The 25148-nt window shown below is 68.0% G+C and carries 25 protein-coding genes; 16 read left to right on the forward strand and 9 right to left on the reverse strand.

Annotation, left to right across the window (positions count from 1 at the left end; all coding sequences use genetic code 11):
• Positions 1–46 precede the first annotated feature (46 nt).
• Entirely contained in the window at positions 47–586 is a 540-nt protein-coding gene (locus H0W40_RS02670) for a hypothetical protein (RefSeq protein ID WP_292442939.1), read from the forward strand.
• A 34-nt stretch (positions 587–620) separates the two neighbouring features.
• Here H0W40_RS02670 and H0W40_RS02675 read toward each other — a convergent pair whose 3' ends face one another.
• Positions 621–944 (reverse strand): hypothetical protein, encoded by a 324-nt coding sequence (locus H0W40_RS02675; RefSeq protein WP_292442940.1) that lies wholly within the window; start codon positions 942–944, stop codon positions 621–623.
• 347 nt (positions 945–1291) lie between these two features.
• Here H0W40_RS02675 and H0W40_RS02680 point away from each other — a divergent pair, with 347 nt between their 5' ends.
• Positions 1292–2620, forward strand: a complete 1329-nt coding sequence (locus H0W40_RS02680; RefSeq protein ID WP_292442941.1) for an argininosuccinate synthase — start codon at positions 1292–1294, stop codon at positions 2618–2620.
• A 4-nt stretch (positions 2621–2624) separates the two neighbouring features.
• Here H0W40_RS02680 and H0W40_RS02685 read toward each other — a convergent pair whose 3' ends face one another.
• Positions 2625–4691 (reverse strand): transcriptional regulator, encoded by a 2067-nt coding sequence (locus H0W40_RS02685; RefSeq protein ID WP_292442944.1) that lies wholly within the window; start codon positions 4689–4691, stop codon positions 2625–2627.
• A 126-nt stretch (positions 4692–4817) separates the two neighbouring features.
• Between H0W40_RS02685 and H0W40_RS02690 the strand changes: the two genes are divergently transcribed.
• Together H0W40_RS02690 and H0W40_RS02695 are read left to right on the forward strand one after the other, a co-directional pair.
• On the forward strand, positions 4818–5684 hold the full coding sequence (locus tag H0W40_RS02690) for a methyltransferase domain-containing protein (RefSeq protein WP_292442945.1): 867 nt from the start codon (positions 4818–4820) through the stop codon (positions 5682–5684).
• A 77-nt stretch (positions 5685–5761) separates the two neighbouring features.
• A complete protein-coding gene (locus tag H0W40_RS02695; protein ID WP_292442947.1) occupies positions 5762–6148 on the forward strand; it encodes a cupin domain-containing protein in 387 nt (128 codons plus the stop codon).
• A 64-nt stretch (positions 6149–6212) separates the two neighbouring features.
• Here H0W40_RS02695 and H0W40_RS02700 read toward each other — a convergent pair whose 3' ends face one another.
• The gene (locus H0W40_RS02700) at positions 6213–6638 is read right to left on the reverse strand and encodes a hypothetical protein (RefSeq protein WP_292442949.1); all 426 of its coding nucleotides are present in this window, start codon (positions 6636–6638) and stop codon (positions 6213–6215) included.
• A gap of 57 nt (positions 6639–6695) precedes the next feature.
• Here H0W40_RS02700 and H0W40_RS02705 point away from each other — a divergent pair, with 57 nt between their 5' ends.
• Positions 6696–8390: an AAA family ATPase gene (locus H0W40_RS02705; RefSeq protein WP_292442951.1), complete on the forward strand. Its 1695-nt coding sequence runs from the start codon at positions 6696–6698 to the stop codon at positions 8388–8390.
• Positions 8391–8920: 530 nt separating this feature from the next.
• Complete coding sequence (locus tag H0W40_RS02710) at positions 8921–9283, forward strand: general secretion pathway protein GspB (RefSeq protein ID WP_292442952.1); 363 nt, start codon at positions 8921–8923, stop codon at positions 9281–9283.
• Between the two features lie 21 nt (positions 9284–9304).
• On the opposite strand, the gene H0W40_RS02715 is transcribed toward H0W40_RS02710, so the two are convergent.
• The 3 genes from H0W40_RS02715 to murB all read right to left on the reverse strand — a co-directional run bounded on the left by H0W40_RS02715 (position 9305) and on the right by murB (position 11525).
• Positions 9305–9922: a DUF924 family protein gene (locus H0W40_RS02715; RefSeq protein ID WP_292442953.1), complete on the reverse strand. Its 618-nt coding sequence runs from the start codon at positions 9920–9922 to the stop codon at positions 9305–9307.
• Between the two features lie 132 nt (positions 9923–10054).
• Entirely contained in the window at positions 10055–10453 is a 399-nt protein-coding gene (locus tag H0W40_RS02720) for a 4a-hydroxytetrahydrobiopterin dehydratase (protein WP_292442954.1), read from the reverse strand.
• Positions 10454–10484: 31 nt separating this feature from the next.
• Positions 10485–11525, reverse strand: a complete 1041-nt coding sequence (gene murB, locus H0W40_RS02725) for a UDP-N-acetylmuramate dehydrogenase (RefSeq protein WP_292442955.1) — start codon at positions 11523–11525, stop codon at positions 10485–10487.
• A gap of 55 nt (positions 11526–11580) precedes the next feature.
• Here murB and H0W40_RS02730 point away from each other — a divergent pair, with 55 nt between their 5' ends.
• The 10 genes from H0W40_RS02730 to H0W40_RS02775 all read left to right on the forward strand — a co-directional run bounded on the left by H0W40_RS02730 (position 11581) and on the right by H0W40_RS02775 (position 21983).
• Entirely contained in the window at positions 11581–12081 is a 501-nt protein-coding gene (locus H0W40_RS02730; protein ID WP_292442956.1) for a YajQ family cyclic di-GMP-binding protein, read from the forward strand.
• A 6-nt stretch (positions 12082–12087) separates the two neighbouring features.
• Entirely contained in the window at positions 12088–12846 is a 759-nt protein-coding gene (locus H0W40_RS02735) for a TIGR02281 family clan AA aspartic protease (protein ID WP_292442957.1), read from the forward strand.
• A gap of 260 nt (positions 12847–13106) precedes the next feature.
• Positions 13107–14288 carry an acyl-CoA dehydrogenase family protein gene (locus H0W40_RS02740; RefSeq protein WP_292442958.1) on the forward strand — a complete coding sequence of 394 codons (1182 nt, stop codon included), beginning with the start codon at positions 13107–13109 and terminating at the stop codon, positions 14286–14288.
• Positions 14289–14374: 86 nt separating this feature from the next.
• A complete protein-coding gene (locus tag H0W40_RS02745; protein WP_292442959.1) occupies positions 14375–15508 on the forward strand; it encodes an acyl-CoA dehydrogenase family protein in 1134 nt (377 codons plus the stop codon).
• A gap of 149 nt (positions 15509–15657) precedes the next feature.
• Positions 15658–16386, forward strand: coding sequence for a 16S rRNA pseudouridine(516) synthase (locus tag H0W40_RS02750; protein ID WP_292442960.1), 729 nt, complete (start codon positions 15658–15660; stop codon positions 16384–16386).
• 879 nt (positions 16387–17265) lie between these two features.
• Positions 17266–18711, forward strand: a complete 1446-nt coding sequence (locus H0W40_RS02755; protein ID WP_292442961.1) for a hypothetical protein — start codon at positions 17266–17268, stop codon at positions 18709–18711.
• 3 nt (positions 18712–18714) lie between these two features.
• Positions 18715–19746: a UbiA family prenyltransferase gene (locus H0W40_RS02760; protein ID WP_292442962.1), complete on the forward strand. Its 1032-nt coding sequence runs from the start codon at positions 18715–18717 to the stop codon at positions 19744–19746.
• The gene (locus H0W40_RS02765; protein ID WP_292442963.1) at positions 19743–20162 is read left to right on the forward strand and encodes a GtrA family protein; all 420 of its coding nucleotides are present in this window, start codon (positions 19743–19745) and stop codon (positions 20160–20162) included. The genes H0W40_RS02760 and H0W40_RS02765 overlap by 4 nt, the downstream gene beginning before the upstream one ends.
• A 111-nt stretch (positions 20163–20273) precedes the next feature.
• Complete coding sequence (locus H0W40_RS02770) at positions 20274–21158, forward strand: transporter substrate-binding domain-containing protein (RefSeq protein ID WP_292442965.1); 885 nt, start codon at positions 20274–20276, stop codon at positions 21156–21158.
• A 27-nt stretch (positions 21159–21185) separates the two neighbouring features.
• A complete protein-coding gene (locus tag H0W40_RS02775; protein WP_292442966.1) occupies positions 21186–21983 on the forward strand; it encodes an amino acid racemase in 798 nt (265 codons plus the stop codon).
• Between the two features lie 18 nt (positions 21984–22001).
• On the opposite strand, the gene H0W40_RS02780 is transcribed toward H0W40_RS02775, so the two are convergent.
• From H0W40_RS02780 to H0W40_RS02790, 3 genes are all read right to left on the reverse strand, one after another.
• Positions 22002–22889 carry a LysR substrate-binding domain-containing protein gene (locus H0W40_RS02780; protein ID WP_292442968.1) on the reverse strand — a complete coding sequence of 296 codons (888 nt, stop codon included), beginning with the start codon at positions 22887–22889 and terminating at the stop codon, positions 22002–22004.
• Positions 22890–22977: 88 nt separating this feature from the next.
• Positions 22978–23607: a response regulator transcription factor gene (locus tag H0W40_RS02785; protein WP_292442970.1), complete on the reverse strand. Its 630-nt coding sequence runs from the start codon at positions 23605–23607 to the stop codon at positions 22978–22980.
• Entirely contained in the window at positions 23604–24980 is a 1377-nt protein-coding gene (locus tag H0W40_RS02790) for an ATP-binding protein (RefSeq protein ID WP_292442972.1), read from the reverse strand. Before H0W40_RS02790 ends, H0W40_RS02785 begins: the two co-directional genes overlap by 4 nt.
• Positions 24981–25148 lie beyond the last annotated feature (168 nt).

Below are 25148 nucleotides of genomic sequence, written 5' to 3' on the forward strand. Positions count from 1 at the left end.
GCGTAGCCTTGAAAAAATCTGCCATTCCCTTGCCGAGGAGCGCTCGATGAGCTCACACCTTTCAAACCATTTCCTGACTCGTGGCACGGTTGCTGCCCTCGTGGCATCGGCCACCCTGCTGTTCGGAGCGGGTACCGTGAGCGCGGCGGAGGCATCGGCCGCGGACGGCCGCAACGAACGTCTGGAACATTACCGGGCGGCCTGCTTGTTGAACCGCCCCAACGCCAACCCGGCAGCATGCGTTGAAGAGACGCTGGCGGCGCGCGAGGCAGCCTCCCAGGGCGAGCTGCAAACGGGTGACGCAGCCTACCGGCGCAACGCCCTGCTCCGTTGCCGCGCCTTGCCCGCTGCGGAGCAACCCGCCTGCGAAGCGCGCATTCGTGGCGACGGCACGGTGAGCGGCAGCGTCGAGGAAGGCGGCATCCTGCGCGAACTCGTGGTGCGCGATCGAACGCCTGCCGACGAAGCGCCGCCCGCGAACGGGAACACCAGCCTGCCGATGCGCGTCGATCCGTCTCGGGACGGCTTGAGCGACACCGTGCCTGCCGAGCCCGCGTCGCCTCACGGGCCGCAACTGCCGCGCTGAAAGGCGAGCGGTCGGCGGCAAGCGCGTCGCCCGCTCAGACCGGCGCGGGAAGGCGGCGTAGCCCGAACCAGGCCACCCCCAACACGACTGTGACCGGAACGCTGAGGACACCGGGCGTGTAGAACAACGCGGACATCACCGGCATGACAAGGGCCAGTTCGATCACGGCGCCCAGCCCATACAGCAGCAGTCCCGTCGCGACCCACCGCCGCATGTAGGTCGGCAGCCACCGCGCCTGCGCCTGGTTGTGGCGCCAGGCCGCGGCACGCTGGAATCGGGTGCCGCGATTGACGTCCTCGAACAACCACAGAAAGAAAAAGTAGCGGTGAAGCAAAACGAGGAACGGAAGGTCGGTCATGGATGTCTTTCGAAGCTCTCGGCACGGGCGGCACACGGGCGAGCGAAACCATCCTAGTCACGAGGCAAGGCCGCTATGGCGTCAGTGTCTAAATCGGTGTACCGATGCTTTGCTTCAGACACCTGCGAGCCGGCCCCACAAACCGCTGCGGCGTGCGGCGTCAACCTTGGCCCCCTCTTCTCGCGTGCATTGCGCGCGAACCACAGCAGGCGGCGCGGGCCGCGGGCTTCAACGGCGTGGGGCGGCAAGAAATCTCCGGGCATCGCTGGGTCTCGGCGGTCGAATTGCGAGCTGGTACGAGGGAAGCCCCGCCTAGAATCCGCGCTCCGATTTGACCCAGAACACCCATGGCCAAGAACCCCCAGTTGTCCGCGACCTCTTCTGTCAGTGCCCCCGCCCGCGCTGGCACTCCGCGGGCATTGGCGGCCAAAGCCGGCCAACCCGGCAAGGTGGTCCTCGCCTATTCCGGCGGCCTGGACACCTCGATCATCCTCAAGTGGCTGCAGGACGAGTACCACTGCGAGGTGGTCACTTTCACGGCCGATATCGGCCAGGGCGAAGAGATCGAGCCGGCGCGCGCCAAGGCGTTGAAGATGGGCATCAAGCCCGAGAACATCTTCATCGACGACCTGCGCGAGGAGTTCGTGCGCGACTTCGTGTTCCCGATGTTCCGCGCCAACGCGCTTTACGAAGGCGAATATCTGCTCGGCACCTCGATCGCGCGGCCGCTCATCGCCAAGCGGCTGGTCGAGATCGCAAGGAAGACCAAGGCCGACGCCATCAGCCACGGCGCCACCGGCAAAGGCAACGACCAAGTGCGCTTCGAGCTCGGCGCCTATGCGCTGATGCCGAATGTGAAAGTGATCGCCCCCTGGCGCGAATGGAGCCTCTCGAGCCGCGAAAGCATGCTGGCCTATGCCGACGAGCACGGCATCCCGGTCGACTTCAAGAAGCGCAAAGGCGGCGCGCCGTACTCGATGGACGCCAACCTGCTGCACATCAGCTACGAGGGGGGCGTGCTGGAGGATCCGAACTACGAACCCGAGGCCGGCATGTGGCGGCTCACCGTGAGCCCCGAGAAGGCGCCCGGCAAGCCGCAGGTGGTGGAGTTGAGCTATGCGAAGGGCGACATCGTGGCCGTCGACGGCAAGAAGCTGTCGCCGGCACAGGTGCTGAGCCTGCTCAACAAGATCGGCGGCGCGCACGGCATCGGCCGGCTCGACAAGGTCGAGAACCGCTACGTCGGCATGAAGAGCCGCGGCTGCTACGAAACGCCGGGCGGCACGATCATGCTGGCCGGCCACCGTGCCATCGAGTCGATCACGCTGGACCGCGAGGTGGTCGCGCTGAAGGACGACCTCATGCCGCGTTACGCGCGCATGGTCTACAACGGCTACTGGTTCGCGCCGGAGCGCGAGTTGCTGCAGGGCCTGATCGACGCCTCCCAGGCCACCGTGAACGGCACCGTGCGCCTGAAGCTCTACAAGGGCACCATCATGTGCGTGGGCCGCGAGAGCACCACCGATTCGCTGTTCGACGCGAAGATTTCCACCTTCGACGACGACGGCGGCGCCTACAACCAGGCCGATGCCGGCGGCTTCATCAAGCTCAATGCCCTGCGCCTGCGCATCGCGGCCAATGCCAGGGCTGCGCGCGGCGCCAAGGGCAAGCGCTAGCAAATCATTGAAGCCCGACTTGCCCCGCGCCGCTTCGAAACAGCGCCGCGGCGTCCGCCGGAAACCGGAACGCGTCCAGGAAGTCGCCGACGCGATAGTGCGGAAGCAACTTGTGGATCGAGGCAGCGAAGGCGCGCCCCTCGTCCGTCCGGCCGGCCAAGGCGAGGCAATGCGCAGCGATCGCCAGGATATGGGCATGGGCGTTGGGACGGGCGGCCGCCTTGACGCCCCACTCGGCCGCTTCCTCGAAGCGGCCCAGGCGAACCAGCGCCATGGCGCGCGCCCCCAGCATCCCGAACAGCAACGGGTCGTACGGGCTCAGATGGCGTGAATGGTCGGACGATTCGATCGCCGCTTCGGGGTCCCCCGACTGGCTGTGAACGAAAGCGAGCGCGTAGTGGCCGAGGGCGAAGTTCGGGCTCAGTTCGACCGCGCTTTCCAGTGCGGCCAGCGACTGCTCCTGGCAGCCGCGCAGCCACAGGGCCCGGCCCATGGCCCAGTGCGCCGCCGGATCGCGCTCATCCACCATGAGGCTGCGTCCGGCCGCCTCGAAGGCGAGATCGGTCTCCCGTGCGCGGTCCACCCAGCCCTGAAAGGCGTTCTGCCAGTGGGTGAAGGACAAGCCGGCATGGGCGCGCGCGAACCCCGGGTCCAGGCGCACCGCCATCTCGAAGAAGTGCCGCGCCTGCTCGTTGTCAGCGCGGTTGAACCGGTACATGTGCCACAGGCCTCGGTGATGGGCTTCCCAGGCGTCCAGTGAATTCGGGGCTTTCAGGATCGCGCGGTTGCGCTCGGCGGTCTCGATCTCGCTGGCGATCGACGCGACGATCCGGTTGCCGATCTCGTCGAGCGCCAGGAAGGCATCGTCCGGCGTGTGATCGAAGGTCTCGGCCCACAAGATGCGGGCGGTTCTCGTCTCGGCCAGTTCCACCTCCACGGTGATGCGCTTGGCCTGGCGCCGCACCGAACCGCCGACGACGTAGTCCACGTTCAGCGTGCGGCCGGCTTCCTCCGGGCCCACGCTGCGCTGATCGAGGGCGAAGACGGTCCCCTGCGCGATGACGAACAGGCTGCGCAGCTTGGCCAGCCGCGTGATGATGTCGTGCGCCAGCCCATCGGCCATTCCACCTCGCACGCTGCGCTGGGCCGATCGATCGACGAACGGCATGACCGCGATCGAGGCGCGGCGCGGGCCGGCTGCGGGGATTTCCGGCGGGCCAGCGGGCGAGGCCGGCACCGCGCCGGCCGCCGGCAACTGCGCCGCCGGCGAAGCATTCGCAGGACGCTTTCGCGCATCCCGCCAGGCCTCGCGAAGGAAGCGCCAGTCCAGGCCCTCGGCCTCGAACGCGCGGCCGGTCGCGGCCAGGTGCTCCTCGCCCTCGCGGATCTGCCCGCGTTGCGCGAGTGCGTTCAGGAGCAATTCGTGCGCGCGCCGGTCGAACGGGGCGAGCTGCAGCCACTTTTCCAGACAGGCGAAGCCCTCTTCGGAGCCGGGGGCGAGGCACGCGAACAGGTGCTCCACCACCGCGACGCGGCAGGCGCGCAAGCGCCGGCGCTGCGCACTCAACCAACTGTTGAAGTGCGGACTGCGGTCGATCTCCAGCCCGTCCAGGAAGTCACCGGCGAAAAGCGCCGACAGTGCGCGCAGCCGCTCGGCATCCTGCTTGTCGATGCCCTGCTGCATCGCCTGGCCGATCTCGATCGCATCGACGCGGCAGCAGCGGAGATCGAGCCGTACCGTGCCCTGCGACGTTTCGATCCTTCGACAACCGGGATCGTCGAGGAGGGCCCGGGCCTTGCTGAGGCACCACCGCAGCTCTCCGCGGGGATCGTTCGGGATGTCCCAGAGCAGTTCGCACAGGTGGGCACGCGTGGGCGCCTGCGCAGCGAGCGCGAGGTAGGCGATGAGCGCGCGCAGCTTGCGCGATGCCGGCAGCGCCAGCGCGGCGCCGTGCCGGCTGATCGCCATCGGCCCGAGCAGGCGCAGGTGGACGGCCGGCTCGTCGCCGCCACGGGCAGTCACACCCGATTCCACGGGAGATTCCACGCCAGCTACCACGTTGACGTCCACGGCAGGCTCCTACCCTTCGCATCGAGAGTCGCGGCGCGTGCTGGTCTTTTCGGCGCCGATCGCGATGCCGCCGGCAGGACGGCGAAGAGTCCTGCCGCTCGATCAACGCCCCGAAGGAGAACGACCATGTCCCCATCCATTGCCACCGCGACCGCGATCGCCCCGACCCGTCAAGCAAGCGAACCCGCTCAACCCGACCTCGCCGCCTTGAAGACCCGCCAGCAGGGCGCCTGGTCCTCGGGCGACTATGCCGTTGTCGGCACGACACTGCAAATTGTCGGCGAAGCGCTGTGCGAAGCCCTCGACATCCGTGCCGGGCAGAAGGTTCTCGACGTCGCGGCCGGCAACGGCAACGTCTCGCTGGCGGCCGCGCGCCGCTGGTGCGACGTGGTCTCGACCGACTACGTTCCGGCGCTGCTGGTGCGCGCCCGCGAGCGCGCCGCCGCCGAACGGCTGGCGATCGAGTTCCGCGAGGCCGACGCCGAGGCGCTGCCGTTCCCGGACGGCAGCTTCGATGCGGTGGTTTCGACCTTCGGCGTGATGTTCACGCCCGACCAGGACCGGGCCGCCGCCGAGCTGATCCGCGTATGCCGGCCCGGGGGCAAGATCGGCCTGGCCAACTGGACGCCCGAAGGCTTCATCGGTCAGCTCTTCAAGACGATCGGCAAGCACCTGCCGCCGCCTGCAGGCGTCAAGTCGCCGGCGCTGTGGGGAACGCGCGAGCGCATCGCCGAGATGTTCGGGCCGCACGCCACGGCGGTCTCGGCCGAGCCGCGCAGCTTCGTGTTCCGCTACAAGTCACCGGAGCACTGGCTGCAGGTCTTCAAGACCTACTACGGCCCGGTGCTCAAGGCGTTCGCCGCGCTGGAGCCGGCGGCGCAGGCGGCCCTGAGCGGCGATCTCGTGGCGCTGATCGAACGGTCCAACCGCTCGGGCGACGGCGGGGTGGTCGTGCCCAGCGAATACCTCGAGATCGTGATCACCCGTCGCTGAACCGGGCCGGGGGCCCACGCCGGCCGGGACAGGGCGAGTCCAGCCGGCCTCTTCCACCGCCGCCACAGGAGCATGCAATGCGAATTGCCAAGAACGACATTCCCGTGCGCATCAACGTGCCCGGTGCGATCGCCCGACAACAGACCGACTTCGGCGATCCGACCGGCTACGGCACGATCAGCGGCGAGTACTTTTCCCTGAGCGCCGGTACCGACATCTCGCCGCTGCTCAAGGGACTGGAGGGCGACCTGTGCCAGTCTCCGCACTGGGGCTACGTGCTGCAGGGCGAACTCACCGTCACGTATGCAAACGGCCAGCAGGAGGCGATCAACGGCGGGGATCTCTTCTACTGGCCGCCCGGGCACACGGTCCAGGTCGGTGCGGACGCCGAGCTCGTGCTCTTCAGCCCGCAGCACGAACACGGCAAGGTCATCGATCACATGCGGTGCGCATTGGCCGGCTGATGCGCCGCGAGGCCGGCGTGCCGCGTCCAAGAGCCGGCACCCCGAGCACGCTTCGAACTGCCGCTCAGTGCTTTGCGTTTTCCCGGTTGAAGCCGCGCGTCGGCGCGATCGTGCTCGGCACCCCTTCGGAGCCGTCGCTGCACGGCGCCTGCCACTCGCGCAACTCCGTTTCCAGTTGCCGGTGGCCGTTGAGTGCCGCCAACTCGATCAGGGCGAAGACATTGCCGTCGTTCACCCGTTCGTGACCCAGCCCCTTCCTGAGCTGGCGGTAGATGGCTGCGATGTCGTCGTCGGATGCGGAACCGTCGCCGTTTTGCTGCATCGGGAACTCCTTCGTGTTGAGGTGCGGTGTTGCTTCGTCCGTCGGGGGCAAGGCCTGTTCCCGGACCGAAGCCTGATGCAGCGCCTTGCCGTGCTCTGCAAACGAGCACAGCACCATACTGCCGCCGGACGAGTGGCCTGCTAGCGGTGTGGGCAATGCACGAATCATCCGTCGCATTCTTCGTGCGGCGCAGAGCAGTCCGTCGCCCGGCATATCCTTCGCACCATGTACGCGGAATTCTTCGGCCTGAAACAGGAGCCTTTCTCGATCGCGCCCGACCCGCGCTATCTGTTCATGAGCGAGCGCCACCGCGAGGCGCTGGCGCACCTGCTCTACGGTGTGGACGGCGGCGGCGGCTTCGTGCTGCTCAGCGGCGAGATCGGCGCCGGCAAGACCACCGTGTGCCGCTGTTTCCTGGAGCAGATCCCCAAGCGCTGCAACGTCGCCTACATCTTCAACCCCAAGCTCACCGTGCCGGAGCTGCTCAAGTCGGTATGCGACGAGTTCGGCATCCCTTATCCGCAGCCCGGGGCGGGTGCAGCCACGGTCAAGCACTACCTCGATCCGCTCAACGAGTTCCTGCTCAAGACGCACGCGGTCGGCCAGAACAACGTGCTGATCATCGACGAGGCGCAGGCGCTTTCGGTCGACGTGCTCGAACAACTGCGTCTGCTGACCAACCTGGAGACCAACGAGCGCAAGCTGCTGCAGATCATCCTGATCGGTCAGCCCGAGTTGCGCGAAATGCTGGCCCGGCCGGAACTCGAGCAACTGGCCCAGCGCGTGATCGCCCGCTACCACCTGGAGGCGCTGTCCGAGGCCGAGACGCGGCGCTACATCCGCCACCGCCTGACCGTGGCCGGCTTGAAGCGGGCGCGGCCTTTCGAGCGGCCGGTGATGCAGCGCATCCACCAGCTCTCGCGCGGCGTGCCGCGGCGCATCAACCTGCTGTGCGACCGCGCCCTGCTCGGCGCCTACGCAGACGGCAAGGCGAGCGTGGACATCGCCACCGTCGAGAAGGCCGCTCGCGAAGTCTTCGTCAAGCCGCGGCCCGCCGCGGACCCGCGCTCGCGCCGACTGCAACTGGCGATGCTGGGCCTGGGCCTGCTCGGTGGCGCGGCCCTGTTCGGCGTCGTCGACTCGGCCATGGACGGCCGGGCGAATCCGGCAACCCCCAGGGCCGGCGCATCGGCGAGCGCGGCTTCGCAGCCCGCTGTGCCAGCCAGCGCCGCTGCGGCGAACTCGGCTGCGGCCAGCGCAGCCAGCGGGGCCATGTCCACTGGCGCCTCGGCTGCGATACCGGCGAACAGCGTGCTTGCTGCCGCCGACTCCCAGCGCTTTTTCGAAGCGCCGCTGCGCGACGAAAGCCAGGCCTGGCGCGAACTCGCCGGCTTGTGGAAGCTCGAGCTCGGCGAGGGTGACCCTTGCCTGGCCGCACGGCGCAGCGAGGTTCACTGCCATCGCGGTGCCAGCAGCCTGGCGCTGATCCGGCAACTGAACCGGCCCGGCATCGTCACCCTGCAAGGCGAGGACGGCGGCGCCGCCTACGCGCTGCTCACGGGCCTGAGCGGAAACGAAGCGACGCTGCGCATCGGCGAGCTCGCGCAGACGGTGCCGCTCGTCGCACTGGCCGAGCGCTGGCGCGGCGAGTTCGCCACGCTGTGGCGCGCACCGCCCGGCTACGAGAACAAGGTGGTCGAGGGCGGCTCCGGCCCGGTGGCCGAATGGTTGTCGGCGCAGCTGACAAGCCTGCAGGGCCGCCCGCAACCGGGCACCGCCGACGCGGCGCTGCGCTCGCGCATCTACGCCTTCCAGCTGGCCCAGGGGCTCGTGCCCGACGGCCTGGCCGGCCCCATCACCTTCATGCAGCTCAACCGCGCCCTCGGCGTCGAAGAACCGCGCCTGCAAAAAGAGGACTAGGGCAGATGTCATACATCCTCGACGCCTTGAGGCGGGCCGATGCGGAACGCGAACGCGGCGCGGTGCCCGGCATCCATGCGCAGCGCTTCGCGCAGGAAGACCCGTCGGAGGCCGAGTCGGGGCCTCGCATCAGGCCCGTCGTGTGGTTCGCCGGCGGCGCCCTCGTGTGCCTGCTGGCGGGCGGCGCGCTGGCGTGGCAGTGGCTGCGGCCCGAAGCGCCGGCGAGCCGTCGGGAGGCGGTGAGCGGGGCGCTCACCGGGACCGCACCGGCGCGGGCCGTCGCGGAAGCACCTTTACAACCGGCACCGGCTCCGGCGCCATCTGCCACGTCTTCACCTCCGCCCGCAGACAAGCCGGCAGCTGGGCCCGCCGCACCGGCGCCCCCGGCACCCCCAGCGGCGACACGGCCCCCCGCACCGGAGCCTGCGCCGAAGCCGGCAACCACGCCCCGCAATCCCCGGACAGCGGCGCCTGCCGCTCGAGCACCGCTCACGAAGCCGCCCGTCATTGCCGATGTGCCAGCCGCGCCCGTGTCGCCACGCCGCTCGTTGCCGGCCGGCGGCGCGGGCCCGGCCGACCCGGCCACCGCCACGCCCTCGGCCGAGCGATCAGCCGCTTCGCCGGCCGCGCCGCCGCAAGCCCAGCGCGGCCAACCCGCGCCGCCGCGCATCTACGCCCGCAACGAACTGCCCGAAGAAATCCGCCGGCAACTGCCGACGCTTTCCATCGGCGGTTCCATCTATTCGCAAGATCGCGCGAACCGTTTCCTCATCATCAACGGCCAGGTGTTCTACGAAGGCGCCGAGCCGACCCCGGGGCTGGTGATCGAGCAGATCGGTCTGAAAAGCGCCGTGCTACGCTTCAAGAATTACCGCTACTCGATCGGCTACTGACCCCACCACCGCAGGCCGGCATCAGAACGACGAGCCCGGCTCCTCGAGAAAAGCCAGCTCCTGCGGCGACGACGCGCGACCGAGCAGCCGGTTGCGGTGCGGGAAGCGGCCGAAGCGCTCCACGATGTCGCGGTGCCTCAGCGCGAAGTCCAGGAAGCCGTCGAACACCGCCCGCTGCGAAGGCGGCACGCCCGCACTCAAGGCGCGATAAAGCGCCACCGAACGTTCCTGATCCTGGCGCGACTCGGAGTGCTCCAGCGGGAGGTAGAAAAACACCCGTTCGATCGGGCGCAGCCGCTCATCGTCGCCGCGCGCCAGCCCTTCCTTGGACCACGCGAGCGCCAGGAGGTCGTGGCCGAAGGCCGCCTTCGTGTCGCGATAGATGTTGCGCGAGAACTGGTCGGTGAGCAGGATCAGCGCGAGCCGGCCGGGCGGCGTTTGCGACCAGGCATCGAGCGTGCCCATCGCGGCCTCGGTGATCACGTCTTCGAAGCGCCGCCGGATGGCGTTGTCCGTCTCGGGATTCTTGCGCCACCAGAGCGCCGCCTGCCGCTCGGCAACCGCTGCGTCCGCGGCGTTGCCTGCGTCAGGGCCGAACCAGAACTCGGCGACGGTTTGCGGCGTTTCGGTGCTGGACATTTCGCGGTTCCGGATTTCTCACACACGCTCGGCTTGCAGGCCTTGCAGCGACGGGTGGGCAGGCATGCAGGCTTGTCAGTCTCTGCCCGGCTTGCAGGCCGCGCTTCGACACGCCGGCGCAGGCAGGCTTTCTTATGGCGTGTCGTACTTCAGGTACTTGAAGCGGGCGTCGTCGTTCGGCGTGCCTTCCAGCACCGCGCCTTCTTCCTTGGCCGGCTGCCACTGCACCACGTCCTCGATCTTCTTCGCCAGGGCGAAGTCCTTCTCGGTGATGCCCTTGGCGGCGTGGTTGACCAGCTTCACGATCACGAAGGCATAGCTCACCGCGAGGTCGGGGTGATGCCAGGCCGCTTCCGCGAGGTGGCCGACCGTGTTGACGACCATCAGCGTGGCCTTCCAGCCGCTGGTCTTGTACTTGCGGCGGATCCAGCCGTCCTCGAAGGTCCAGTGCGGCAGTTCGGCCTTCAGCCGGGCCTCGACCTCCTCTGCGGTGTAAACCTCGTCCGGTGTCTTCTTGCGCCACTGTGTCATTGCCGTCTCCTCTTGCGGTGATCTGTCGGGACTACAGCAGCACCGGCTCCGGCTCGAGCCGGATGCCGAAGCGGCCGTAGACGCTTTCCTGGATCGCGCATGCCAGGGTCACGATCTCGCCGCCGATGGCCTGCCCGCGGTTGACCAGCACCAGCGCCTGCTTCTCGTACACCCCCGCCTGGCCGATCGACTTGCCACGCCATCCGCAGGCGTCGATCAGCCATCCTGCCGCGAGCTTGAAAGTGCCGTCGCCGAGCGGGTAATGCACGATGGCCGGGTCGCGGGCGATGATGTCGCGGCACTGCTCGGGCGTGACCACCGGGTTCTTGAAGAAGCTGCCGGCGTTGCCGATCACGGCCGGGTCGGGCAGCTTGGCGCGACGGATGGCGCAGACCCAGTCGAACACCTGCCGCGGCGTGGGATGGGTGATGCCGGTCTCGGCGATCTTGCGTTCTATGTCGAGGTAGCCGAGCACGGCCCTGGGCGGCTGCGGCAGGCGAAAACGCACGCGCGTAATCAGGCAGCGGCCGGCCAGGCCGTCGGGGCCGCGGTGCTTGAAGACGCTGTCGCGGTAGCCGAAGCGGCAGGCAGGCGCGTCGAGCGTGAGGCTGGTGCCGGTTTCCAGATCGACCGCGTCGAGCGACTCGAAGCGGTCCTGCAACTCCACGCCGTAGGCGCCGATGTTCTGCACGGGCGAAGCGCCGACGCTGCCCGGGATCAGCGCCAGGTTCTCCAGCCCGGGCAGGCCCTGCTCGAGCGTCCACTCGACCAGCCCGTGCCACGACTCGCCGGCGCCCGCCTCGACCACCGCCGCGTTCTCGTCGCGCGAGACGACACGCTTGCCGGCGACTTCCACCTTGAGCACCACGGCGCGCAAATCGGTCGTCAGCACGATGTTGCTGCCGCCGCCGAGCACGAACTTCGGGCGCCGCGCGAGCGCGGGCGTGGCAAGCACGCGGCGCACGTCGTCCTCGCTGCGTACGCGCACCAGCCGCTCGGCCAGCGCGGGCAGGCCAAAGCTGTTGTAGGGCCGCAGGCTGACCCTGTTTTCCACGGCGGGCGTGACAGACATGGCAGAATTTTCGCGCATCCCCTCTTATCCTTGGCTTTCAACCGATCGCACAAAAATGCCCAGCTTCGATACCGTGCTCGAACCCGACCTCGTCGAGGTGCGCAATGCCGTCGACCAGTCCGCCAAGGAGATCGGCACGCGCTTCGATTTCAAGGGCGGCGGCGCCAAGGTCGAGCTGTCCGACAAGGGCAAGGACAAGGAAATCACGCTCTACGCCGACAGCGAATTCCAGCTCGGGCAGGTGATGGACATCCTGACCCTCAAGCTCACCAAGCGCAGCGTCGATGCGCGCTTTCTCGACTCGACCGCCAAGATCGAGAAGATCGGCGGCGACAAGGTCAAGCAGCTCGTCAAGATCAAGGCCGGCATCGACAGCGAGACCGCCAAGAAGATCCAGACGCTCATCAAGGGCAACAAGATGAAGGTGCAGGCCGCCATCCAGGGCGATGCGGTGCGCGTCACCGGCACCAAGCGCGACGATCTTCAGGCGGCGATGGCGCTCATCCGCAAGGAAGTGGCCGACGTGCCGCTGTCCTTCGACAACTTCCGCGACTGACACCCGATGCGCCGGCTGCTGCCGCTCGTGGCCTTGACGCTGGTCGCCGGCGGCGGCGCCGCGCAGCCGGGAACGCCGGCAGCGCAGCCGGACGCACCGCGGCCGGCGCTTGCGGGGCCTGCCGCGGCAACGGCCTCCGCGCCCACGGCGCCGGCTGCACGTGTTGCGGTGGTAACGGCCCAGCGCGTCGCCTTCGCCGGCAGCATGGGCCAGCAGGCGCTGCTGGTCATCGACGGCGCGGCGCCGCGTGCCGTCGCCATCGGCGGCACGCTGAAGGGCGTGCGATTGCTGAGCGTGAACGGTGCCGAGGCAGTGATCGAGGTCGATGGCCTGCGTGAAACGCTGCGCCTCGGCGCCGCGGCGGTGAACCTGGGCGGTGCGCCGAGCCCGGGCGGCGGCACCCGTATCACGATCAGCGGCGACGCGTCGGGGCATTTCCAGGCGAACGGTCAGATCAACGGCCGCGGCGTCACCTTCCTGGTCGATACGGGCGCCACCTTGATTGCTATGAGCCAAGCCGAGGCCGAGCGGCTGGGTTTGAACTACCAGAAAGGCCAGCGCATCGGCCTGCGCACGGCCAACGGCGACACCGTCGGCTGGCGCATCGCGCTCGACTCGGTGCGGCTGGGCGACGTGGAGGTCTTCAACGTGGACGCGGTGGTGCAACCGGCGCCCATGCCTTTCGTCCTGCTCGGCAACAGCTTCCTCACGCGCTTTCAGATGAAGCGCGAGAACGACACGCTCACCTTGCAGCGCCGGTTCTGAGTGCCCTCAGGGCTCGGCGGCGCCGAGCCCCCCGCGGGGTCAAAGAACTCGGGGGCGGCCCATCGTTTCCTCGAGAGCCGCCCGGCCGCGAGCCGCCGCATCTTCGTCTTCAGCCGCGACCCCGCGCACCGGCTGCCCATCGCCCGCCGCGCAGCGCTCCCCGAACGGCGGCACCCCTTGTCGCCCACGCGACCGACACGGCGAACGCTCGTGCCTAAACTGACCGATCGCCGGTTTGCCGGGCATGACGGGAGAAGGATGTGGACCTGAATTTCACGCCCGAAGAGCAGGCCTTTCGCGAGCAGATCCGCGGCTGGGTGGCCGACAACCTGCCTGAGGACATCCGCCACAAGGTCCACAACGCGCTGCGCCTGTCGAAAGACGACCACCAGCGCTGGGCCCGCATCCTGGGCAAAAAGGGATGGCATGGCTGGGCCTGGCCCAAGACGTTCGGCGGGCCGGGCTGGAACGCTGTGCATCGCCATCTTTTCGAAGAAGAGTGCGCACTCGCGGGGGCCCCGCGCGTCATTCCGTTCGGACCCGTGATGGTGGCGCCGGTGATCATGGCCTTCGGCTCGCCCGAGCAGCAGCAGCGCTTCCTGCCCGGCATCATGAGCGGCGACGTGTGGTGGAGCCAGGGCTACAGCGAGCCGGGCGCAGGCTCCGATCTCGCCTCGGTGAAGTGCCGCGCCGAGCGCAAAGGCGACTACTACATCGTCAACGGCCAGAAGACCTGGACCACGCTCGGCCAGCACGGCGACTGGATCTTCTGCCTCGTGCGCACCAGCAATGAAGGCAAGCCGCAGACCGGCATCAGCTTCCTGCTGATCGACATGAAGTCGCCCGGCGTCACCGTGCGCCCGATCATCACGCTCGACGGCGAGCACGAGGTCAACGAGGTCTGGTTCGACAACGTCGAGGTGCCCGCCGACCAGCTCGTCGGCGAGGAAAACAAGGGCTGGACCTACGCCAAGTACCTGTTGGCGCACGAGCGCACCAACATCGCCGACGTGAACCGCGGCAAGCGCGAGCTGGAGCGCTTGAAGCGCATCGCCCGGGCCGAGGGCGTGTACGAAGATCAGCGCTTTCGTGACCAGATCGCGCTGCTGGAAGTCGACATCGTTGCGCTCGAGATGATGGTGCTGCGCGTGCTCTCGGCCGAAAAGACCGGCAAGCAATCGCTCGACGTGGCCGGCCTGCTCAAGATCCGCGGCTCCGAGATCCAGCAGCGCTACACCGAGCTCATGATGCTGGCCGCCGGGCCCTGCAGCCTGCCCTTCATCCACGACGCGATGGAAGCCGGCTGGCAGGGCGACCATGTCGGCGCCGCGCATTGCGCAGCGCTGGCCGGCACCTACTTCAACATGCGCAAGACCACGATCTACGGCGGATCGAGCGAAGTACAGAAGAACATCGTGGCGAACACGGTGCTGGGAAACTGAGATGAACAACCCCCACGCTCACATTCGTTCACTGCCCCCCGAGGGGGCGCAGGCCTCCCTTGGGACGGCCCGGCGGGAGGCCTGACATGGACTTCGATTTCTCCGACGAGCAGGAATCGCTGCGCGACGCCGTGCGGCGCTGGGTGGACAAGGGCTTTACCTTCGAGCGCCGGCACGGTATCGCCAAGGCCGGCGGCAAGACGCGCGACGTGTACCGCGAGTTGGCCGAGCTGGGCCTCACCGGCCTGGCCGTGCCGGAGTCCGAAGGCGGCATGGGCTTCGGTCCCGTCGATGCGATGGTGGTGATGGAGGAGCTGGGTCGTGGCCTCGTCAACGCGCCCTATGCGCAAGGCGCGCTGATCGCGCCGGCACTGCTTTCGCTCGCCCCCGGCGAACTTCGCTCGGCCTGGCTGCCGAAGATCGCCGACGCCTCCGCGCTGGTGGTGCTCGCGCATCAGGAACGTGCGGCGCGTTACCGGCTCGATCACGTGACAACCCGAGCCGTCGAGAGCGCCACCGGCTGGACGCTCACCGGCGCGAAGACCGTCGTTGCCGCCGGCGACGAAGCCGATGCCTTCATCGTGCCGGCGCGCACAGCCGGCGCCGATGACGAAGCCGAGGGCATCGCCCTCTTCCTGGTGGAAAAAGGCGCGGCGGGCGTCACGCTGCGGGGCTACCCCACGCAGGACGGCGCGCGGGCCGCCGAGCTTGTGCTGCAATCCGCGCCCGCGACGCTGATCACGGCCGAGGGCCATGCGGCGCTCGAACAGGCGGCGGACATCGGCATCGCCGCAGCCTGTGCCGAAGGCGTGGGCTTGATGGAAAAGCTGTTGGCCATCACCGTCGCATACATGAACACGCGCAAGCAGTTCGGCGTGCCCATCGCCAGCTTACAGGCACTGCGCCACCGCATCGCCGACGTGAAGATGCAGCTCGAGCTGGCCCGCTCCATGAGCTACTACGCCACGCTCCGGCTCGGCGATGCGCCCGCGGTGCGGCGCCGCGCGCTGTCGCAGGCCAAGGTGCAGCTCGGCCACTCGATGCGTTTCGTCGGCCAGCAGTGCGTGCAACTGCACGGCGGCATCGGCATGACCGACGAGTACATCGCCAGCCACTATTTCAAGCGCCTGACGGTACTGGAGATGAGCTTCGGCGACACCCTGCACCACCTGGGCGAAGTGTCCGGCCGCATGCAGGACACGGCCGGCGTGTTTGCCTGAGCGGCACGGTCCCCCTGTGCCAGTGCCGCTCCTGACGAGGGTGAGCCGCGCTCCTGTGAGCCGCTCGGCCAGCGCTGGCGGCAGCTGACTAAACTCTCGCCTTCGAGGCCGCCTGCGGGCGGCCTCCTGCTTTGATCGAGGAGACGCGGATGCGCTGGTCGCAGGTGCTGTTCAGCCAAGGCTTCGGCACGCGGCGCGAGTGCGAGCAACTGATCCTTGGGCAGTGCGTCAAGCACGAGGGCCGCGCGGTGGAGTATTCGGACGATGAAGTCGAGGTCGCGGATCTTGAATTCGAGGTCGAGGGCCGCTCCTGGCTCTTCCGCGAACGGGCATTGCTCCTGCTGAACAAGCCTGTCGGCTACGAATGCTCGCAAAAGCCGAAGTCCTGGCCCAGCGTGCTGACGCTCCTGCCGCCGCCCCTGCGAAGCCGCGGCGTGCAGCCGATCGGCCGGCTCGACCAGGACACCACCGGCGTGCTCCTGCTCACCGACGACGGCACGCTGATCCACCGGGTCACGCACCCGAAGCACCACGTGCCCAAGGTCTACGAAGCGCAGACTGCGGAGCCGGTGACGCCGCAGCAGATTGCCAAGTTGCTCGCCGGCGTGACGCTCAAGGACGAGTCCACGTCCGTGCGCGCCGCGGCCTGCGAGGTCAGCGGCGAGCGCTCGCTGCGGCTGACCCTCACCGAAGGCAAGTACCACCAGGTCAAGCGGATGATCGCGGCGGCCGGCAATCACGTGTTGTCGCTGCACCGCAGCCGCTTCGGGCCGATCACGCTGCCGGCGGACCTGGCGCCGGGGCAGTGGCGCTGGCTGGACGAGTCGGCGCGTGAACAGCTCGCCTCGAGAGACGCCCCCGCGGCATCGGCCGCCTGAGGCGGGGCCGCAAAGCGCGCGCAACGGCGCGGCGCGACGGATCGGCGGTTGCCGCGGCGGCTGCGGCTACGGTTGCAGATGCTGCCAGCGAGCACCCAAGCACATCACTGCTGGCTCAAAAGGTACAGCGTCTCATCCTGGAAGCGGTGCCATGCTCAACGCTTGATCCGGCTTGCATGCTCGAGTTCGACGCAGTCCGGCACATCCCGCTCGAAGACGGCTTCCAGTTGCGATGAGTGTGCCGATCGCGGGGTGGGCCTGCTGCGGCTCGCCGTCGCAGCGCTGGCGTGACCCTGCGGTCGGTCAAGCGGCACCCTGATCGAGAACCCCTATGGCTTTCGAAGGACCGCGCTGGCAAGCTTTGCGGCGAGCAAGGCTGCAAGCATGGACGCCTTTGCTTAACCACCGACTCGAGTCGGTGGTTGAACGAGTTGCGGGGCGTCAGCGCCCTGCAGAGTGCAATGTATCCGGCAGCGTGAGTCTCGTTCACGCCTGTGTATGGCGCGGCCGGACGTCGGCGAACGGGCGGCACCTGTTCAGGGTGGAGACATAACCGCGCTGCCTGCGTACGCTTCGCTTCGCCGCGGTCCGCACGGCGCTCCGACCGGAGTGCCCTGATCGCGGTCGTCCGATCGTTGCATCAACCGAAAGAGACCGCCCGCGGTTCCCGCCGGAAACATGCTTGAGCACAGTGCCCTCGGCCCAACGAACCCGCCTGCCTCGAAGCGTCTAACCGTGCCTGTACCTCACGCAGTAAGCGCCTGGCCTCGCCAGCTTCTGTCCGTCGGGTTCGCGACGTTGATGCTTTGCCTGCTCGCCTTGCTGAATGGGCAGCCGTTCTTTTATCCAGACACCGCGACCTACGTGAGAGGCGCGGACATGGGCATCACCAAACTGCTCGGGCCCCGCTTCCAAACCGCCTGGGCGCCGCAAGCCGCCGAAGCAGCCGCAGCGGCGGCGCAGAACAGAGACGGAGAAGCCTCCCTCCCCGCAGTGCCTCCCGCGCGGCGGTTCACCTCGATCGAGGACAAGCTCGTGATTGCCGGCCGCTCGGTCTACTACGGCGCCCTGCTGTACTTGGGCTACGTGAGCAGCGACCTGTGGCTGGTGGTCGTTATGCAAGCCCTGGGCGCCGCCTACCTGCTGCACCTGTTGATGGTGCGCCTGTGGGCCGTCCGCCCGCCGGCGTTCCTCGCTACTGTCGGCGCGCTGACGCTCTTCACGCCGCTGAGCGCGTTCGCCGGTTTGCTGATGCCCGATGTCTTTGCGCCGCTGATCATTCTTGCGGTGGCGACGCTGTCGGTGTATTGGGCGCGGCTGGGGCGGGCAGACCGGGTTGCGCTGGCGGTCATCATGACGTTCGGGCTCATCAGCCACCCCAGCCATCTCGCGCTGGCGGTGGCCTTGCTATTGCCGGTATGCGCGGCACGGATGGTGAGCCGCAAGGCACGGCGCCTGTCCATCGCCGGCCTCTCGCTGGCTGTTGCCTGCGTCGCGGCTGGCTTCGCGGCCGAGTGGGTCTTCTTCAAGGCGGTCACGGTCGCCATCGGCCAGCCGCCGCTGCGCATGCCGCATCCGATGGCCCGGCTCATCGACATGGGGCCGGGCACCGCGTTCCTGCAAGCGAGTTGCCCCGGCTCCGGCTATGCGGCCTGCGCCTACGTGGGCAACTTTCCAACGCCCTGGGTGGACTTCATTTTCTCGGCTGATCCGTCCAAGGGTGCCTTCACGCTGGCCGATGCCGAAACCAAGCGCCGCATCGCCGGCGAGCAGTTCCCTTTTCTCCTGGACGTCGTCCGCTTCGACCCGCTCACGGTCGCGCGCGGTCTGAGCGCCGACCTGCTGCGCCAGCTCGTCATGTTCCGCGTCGATATCCTCGGCTACCGCAACGATGCGCTGCGCTACGGCGCCCGGCTGCCGCCGGAAACGTTCAAGACGCTGTTGCAGAGCCGGGCCGCCGACAAGAGCAACCCCTGGGATCGCAATCTGAGCTTCGCCACCCACGTTTCGGTGTTCGCGGCGCTGCTGATTGCGCTGGGGCTGGCCGTGAGCCTGCCGCAGAGGCGCATTCCGCTTGCAGCCCAGGCCGGCTCTGCGTGGAGCGATTTCACGCTGTTTACCAGCTTGGTGGTGGCCGGCGTCGTGTGCAACGCCCTCGTCTGCGCCAGCCTCGCGTCGCCGTTCGACCGCTTTCAGGCGCGCGTCATCTGGCTGCTGCCTTTCCTCGCGCTGGGCGCTCTGGCCATCGTCCTTGACACCACAGCCAGGTCACGACGTTCGATCGCAGCACTACAAACCGCCGACGCACTGGCAGCAAGAACTTAAAGCATGAGGCACACGATGCAGACAGCGGCTGAAAAGACGATTTCGACGCAAGACATTCTCGCGGCGAGCCGAACGGGCTCCGAGGCGTCCTGGCGGGACTACGTGCACATCGCGCGGCTGGACCACATGACCAAGCACGTGTTCATCGTGCCCGGAATCATCATGGCCTACGCCCTGGTCGAACCGCCGCTCGACGGTGCCGTGCTGGCCATCATCCTGGGCTTCGCTAGCGCGATCCTGATCGCTTCCGCGAACTACATCATCAACGAATGGCTGGACCGCGAGTTCGATGCTTTTCACCCCGAGAAATCCAAGCGCACCGCGGTCAACAAACAGCTTCACGCGCCGGTCGTCTATGCCAGCTACGCCGCCTGCGCCACGCTCGGCCTGCTACTCGCCTGGTGGGTGGGCCCGATCTTCGCCGCAGTGGCGATCGTCTTCTGGCTCTCCGGCATCGTCTACAACGTCAAACCGTTCCGCTCCAAGGACAAGAGCTACTTCGACGTGCTGTCCGAATCGCTGAACAATCCGATCCGCCTCATGCTCGGTTGGACCATGATCGACCAGCAGTCTCTGGCGCCGCTGTCGCTGCTGGTGGCGTACTGGATGGGCGGCGCGTTCCTCATGGCCGCCAAGCGCCTGTCCGAGTACCGCGAGATCGCCGCGAACGCGGGCGTCGAGGTGCTGCACCGCTACCGCCGCTCGTTCAGGTTCTACACCGAACGAAGCCTGACCTTGTCGTGCTTCCTGTACGCGATGCTTTGCACCTCGCTGCTTGCCGTCTTCCTGATCAAGTACCGGATCGAGTACGCGCTGGCTTTCCCGCTGATCGTGGCCCTGTTCGTCCACTACCTGCGGCTGTCGCTCGGCAGCGGCTCAGTGGCGCAAAAGCCCGAGAAACTTTTTCGCGAACGCCGGCTGATGCTGCTGAGCAGCGCGACGACGGCAGCCTTGCTGAGCCTGACGTTTATCGACGTCCCGATGCTGGAGTCGCTGACCGTGCCTTATCTGATCACCATCGATCCGGCGCCTTGAGCGCCGCCCCGGTTCGCTCGGCGGCCGTGCGCGGGCAGTTTGCCCGCTATTTCGTCGTCGGCTGCGCGGCATTGGCCGTGCATCTTGCCGTGATGAGCGCGGCGATCGAGCTCGTCGGCATGTGGGAAACATGGGCTTCCAGCCTGGGTCTGGCCGTCTCGTTAGGCGTCAACTTCCTGCTTCAGCGCCGCTACACCTTTCGCTCCAGCGTGCCGCTCGCGACCGGCGGCGCGCTGTTCGTCGGCTTCGCCCTGCTGACCCTGACGATCAACGCGGCCCTCTTCGACTGGTTGACTGGCAAGCTTCATTACCTTCCCGCGCAACTGCTGTCCACGGCGGTAGTGTTCGTCATGAATTTCCATCTGAACCGGCGTTTCACCTTTCGGCAATCGATCACGAGCGACAACAGGCCCTAATCCATAAGCCGCACTTATCGTTTGCAGTTTTATCCCGATGGCCCTCGCGGGCGCTCGTGGCTAGCATCGGGCGTGTCATCCGTCGCAAACCTCTCCTCAAAGGACCTCTGCATGCATACCTCCAAGATCTTCGTTTTGTCCCTCCTGATGACAGGCATCGGCGCCGGAGTCCAGGCGCAGACGCTCGACAAGGTCAAATCCAACGGCAGCATCAGCGTGGGCTACCGGGAAGCCTCGATTCCGTTTTCCTACCTCGGCAGCGATGCCTCGCCGACCGGCTTCGGCTGGGAAATCTGCGGCAAGATCGTCGACGAAGTGAAGAAGGTGACCGGCCGCTCCGACCTGAAGATCACCACCCAGGCCGTCACGTCGCAAAACCGCATTCCGCTGATGCGCAACGGCACCATCGACATCGAATGCGGCTCGACCACCAACAACAGCGAGCGCGCCGAGCAGGTCGCCTTTTCGATCAACTATTTCTACACCGGCACCCGCTTCCTGGTGAAGGCCGGCTCGCCGGTCAAATCGGTGGAAGACCTGGCCGGAAAGACGGTGGTCTCGACGACCGGCACGACCAACTACCAGGTCCTGCGCAGGGTGAACGACGAGCGCAAGCTCGGCTTCAAGCTGATCGGCGCGAAGGACCACAACGAGTCTGCCCTGCTGGTTCAGCAGGGACGAGCCGAGGGCTTCGGCATGGACGACATCCTGCTCTACGGCCTGCGCGCGAGTTCGCGCGACCCGGCGGAGCTGGACGTCGTGGGCAAGGCCCTGCAGGTCGAGCCCTACGCCATCATGCTGCGCAAGGACGATCCGGAGTTCAAGAAGCTGGTCGACGGGGTCGTGGCCGGTCTGATGAAGAGCGGCGAATTCGAGACGCTGTACAAGAAGTGGTTCCAGTCGCCGATCCCGCCGAAGAACGTCAATCTCAGCGCACCGATGAGCGACGAACTGAAGGACAACCTGAAGGCCATGTCGGACAAGCCGGCGACCTGATCGGTCTGAAGGCACGCCGCGCTCATCGTGATCGAAGCCACCCTGCAGCGCTCCCGCGCCGCCGATTCGCCCGCTGGTGGTGAAGGCGACGCCGAGGGACCGCTCGGGGTGGTCGGCGTTCTGGGCGGCATGGGCCCGCTCGCCACCCTCGACTTCATGCGCAAGATGCTGGAGGCAACGCCTGCCGCCTGCGATCAGGAGCATGTGCCGGTGGTGGTGAGCTCGATCCCGCAGGTGCCCGACCGCACCGCGGCTTTCCGCGGCGAAGGCATCTCGCCGGTGGCGGCCATGATCGCGAGCGGCCGGCGCCTGAGCGCCGCGGGCGCCGGCCTGGCGGTGATTCCCTGCAATACCGCGCACCTTTGGTTCAATGAAGTGCAGCAGGCCCTCGGCCTGCCGATGCTGCACATGGTCGACGCTGCGCTCGAGGAGGCGACGAGCCTCGCCGGGGCAGACGCGCGCCTGGGGCTTCTGGCAACCGATGCCACGCTCGCCTCCGGCCTGTATGTCGATCGCACGCGCCCCGGACGGCCGGCTCACGAGATCGAGTGGCTGCTGCCGACGGCCGGCGAGATGCTGTCGCTGGTGATCCCGGGCATCGCCGCGGTCAAGGCGGGCGACGTCGCGCTGGCGACCGGACTGCTGCAGGCGGCGGCGCAAGCACTCGCGCAACGAGGCGCTCAGGCGCTCGTGCTGGGTTGCACGGAAATTCCGCTGGCACTGGACTCAGGCAATGCGCCGCTGCCGATCATCGATCCGACCGCGGCGCTCGCCCGCCAAGCCGTGGCGTGGTCGCTCGCACAGCGCCGCGTGACGCGCTCCTGACAAGCGTTGGTCCGGCAACTACGCCGAGGACGTCACCGCGCGAAACGCGGCAATGAAATCGGCGACGGGCAGCGGCGAGCGAATCCCCTGCGGCAGCAGTGCACGGATCTCCACCGGCACTTCCGGCAGCAGCGTGCGCACATGCAGCTTGTCGTCGCGGCTCGCCTGCGCCGTGAAAGAGTCGATGATGGCCGGGCCGAAGCCCTGCTCCGCCAGGACCATGGCGATGTGGTGGGTCTGCACCGTGATGCCGCCGCGAGGCGCGAGGCCCAGCCGGCTCCATTGGTCGGCCAGCATGGTGCCCAGCGGGTCGCGCTCGTCGATGCGGATGAAAGGCGTGCGCAGCACGTCCGTCAGTTCGACGGTCGTGCGCCGATCGGCCCCCGCGCTGCCGACGCGCGACACGCACACCAGCCGCCCCGTCGCCACGCGCTCTTCGAGCAGCGCCGGATGCGCGAGGCTGCCGTAGACGATGCCGACATCGCCCTCCTGCAGCGCGATGGCCTGCGCGATCTCGCGCGAATGCATCGTGCAGATCGACACCGGCATTTCCGGGTAGCGCTTGCGAAAGCGCTGCAGCGCGTCGGGCAGCGCGCGCACGGCGAGCGACGGGACGATCAGGATGCGCAGCCGGGTTTCTTCGTCGCTGCCCAACGCGTCCGCGATGCGCCGCACCGACTCCAGCTGCGACATCAATCGCTGGACCTCCGGGTACAGCGACTGCGCCTGCCGCGTCGGCACCAGCCGGTTGCGCTGGCGGGTGAACAGGGCGTAGCCGAGTTGCAACTCCGCGAGCTGCAGCGTCTGCGTGACGGCCGGCTGCGTCACGTGCAGCAGCCGCGCCGCCGCGCTCGCCGTGCCGGTGAGCATCACGGCGTTGAACACCTCGATGTGCTTGAGACGCATGATGGAATCGGGTGGCCCTTGCGTTGCGGCGATGGTGCGGCGAGCGCGCGCAATCCGCCCCGCCTCGACGCGGTGAACCGGACCCCGACTAGGCCTGGATCAACCCCCAGCGCAAGGCCACCAGCGTGATTTCGCTCTGGTTGCTGGCGCCGAGCTTTTGCTTGATGTGATAGAGGTGCGTGCCTACCGTGCTCGGTGAAAGATTGAGCGTCTCGGCGATCTGCGCCACCGTCGCCCCGCGCGCGAGCTGGATGAACACCGAGAACTCGCGCTCGCTGAGCCTGTCGGCCGGGCTTGCCTCGCCGTCGAGTTGCGCCACGGCGAGGCGCTGCGCGGTCTGCGCGTCCATGTAGCGCTCGCCGCGCGCGACAGCGGTGACCGCGGCGATCAGCGCCTCGGGGGCGCTGCGCTTGGCCAGGTAGCCCAGCGCGCCGGCACGCAGCACCCGCTGCGGATGGGCGGTGTCCTCATGGGCAGAGAGCACCAGCAGCTTCAGCTTGGGGTCCTGCGCCAGCAGTCGGCGCACCGCTTCCAGGCCACCCATGCCGGGCATGGACAGGTCCATCACCACCACGTCGGGCTTGACCTTGGGCACCTGCTGGCAGGCCTCCTCGCCGCTTTGCGCCTCGGCCACCACCTCGATCTCGGCATTGGCCAGCAGCATGCGAAACCCCATGCGCACGAGCGCATGGTCATCGACGAGCATGACGCGGATCATGCGGCGCCCTCCAAGGCCGGCGTGAACGGCATCCACACGCGCAGTTGCGCGCCGCGCGGCTCGATGTTGCCGATGTGCAGGCTGCCGCCCAGCGCCTCCACGCGCTCGGCCAGCCAGCGCAGGCCGTAGTGGCCGCCGTCTTCTTCCGTCCTCGCCACCCAATCGGGCGCGAGACCGCGGCCGTCGTCTCGCACTTCCAGGCGGGCACCGTCGTCCTCGGCTTTCAGGCTCACGCTCATGTGCCGCGCCTGGCCGTGGCGCAGCGCGTTGGTCAGGCCCTCCTGCGCGGCGCGGTATAGCGCCAGGGCCGCCTCGGTGCCGAGCCTGGCATCACCGAGCGACACCTGAAGTTCCACCGCGGCCTCCGGCTGGCTGGTGCGAGTGCGCTCGACCAGGTCGCGCATCGCGTCGGCAAGGCCGAAGGCATCGAGCACCAGGGGCGCCAGTCGCGGAATCAAGCCGTGCATGGCGTCGTACAGGCGCGAACTCTCGTCCGCGATCACGCCGGCGGCCTGCGAGGCCTGCGGGTCGTGGCTGGCGGTGCGCTGCGCCACCGACAACGCGAGACTGCGAATCGCGGTGACCGACTGCCCGAGCTCATCGTGAAGTTCGCGGGCAATCAGCCGGCGTTCCTGCTCCAGATGGCGGTCGATCCAGCGGGCCAATTCGCGCCGGTCGGACAGCTCGCTCTCGGCCGCCAGGGCGCGGCGCTCGGCCTCGAGCCGCTCACGCAAGCCGACCACCATGCGGTTGAAAGCGGCGCCGATCGAGGCCGCCTCGGTCCCGGCCAGCGGCGGCAGGCGTTCTTCCAGGTGCCCGGCCTCGATGCGGCCGAGCGCCTTCACGATCTGCCCGAAGGGCTTCACCGTGCGGCCGACCACCCAATAGACGACCGCATTCACGGCCAGCAGCAGGACGAGCGCCGTAACGCCGAGCAGGAAGAACTGGTCCCAGGCGTCGACCGCGGCCCGTGAGGCATCGGCGCGCACGATCATCTTGCCGTCGGGAAAAGCGATCGACTGCTCCGAAGGCCCCGGCACGACCAGCCGCTCGAACCAGTCGGGCGCGTCGCGGCCGGCCTTGTAGGGCGAAGGCGGCGAGCGGTACAACTCCCGCCCTTCGCCGTCCACCAGCGTAATCTCGTTGGAGCGCACACGGCCCAGTCCCTGCAGGTACAGCGCCATCGCAGGCGTGCCCGCAGAGGCGCCCACCAGCACGGTGCGGTTGAGCAGTTGATGCGCCACGCGATTGGCCGCGACGACCTCCTCGCGCACCGCATCGCGAAGATTGCCCAGGTGCAGGGCGATCATCGCCGCGAGGAACAGCGTGACCAGTGCAGCCACGATGAGGTGGATCTTCAGCCGCAGGCTCATGTCGGCTCCGCAATGCCTCGGCCGACCGGGCGAACCCGGCGGCTTCGCATCGAACTCGTTGCGCACTCCATGGCGCCGATGCTATCGGTAGCCCGGCCCGCAAGGCGCGGTCGATTCATGAAATTCATGATGGACGTTTCATGCGCCGGCGTCTGGTCGGCTCACCGC

The organism is Methylibium sp., from assembly GCF_013817345.1.
In the GTDB taxonomy this organism is placed as follows: Bacteria; Pseudomonadota; Gammaproteobacteria; order Burkholderiales; family Burkholderiaceae_C; genus Methylibium.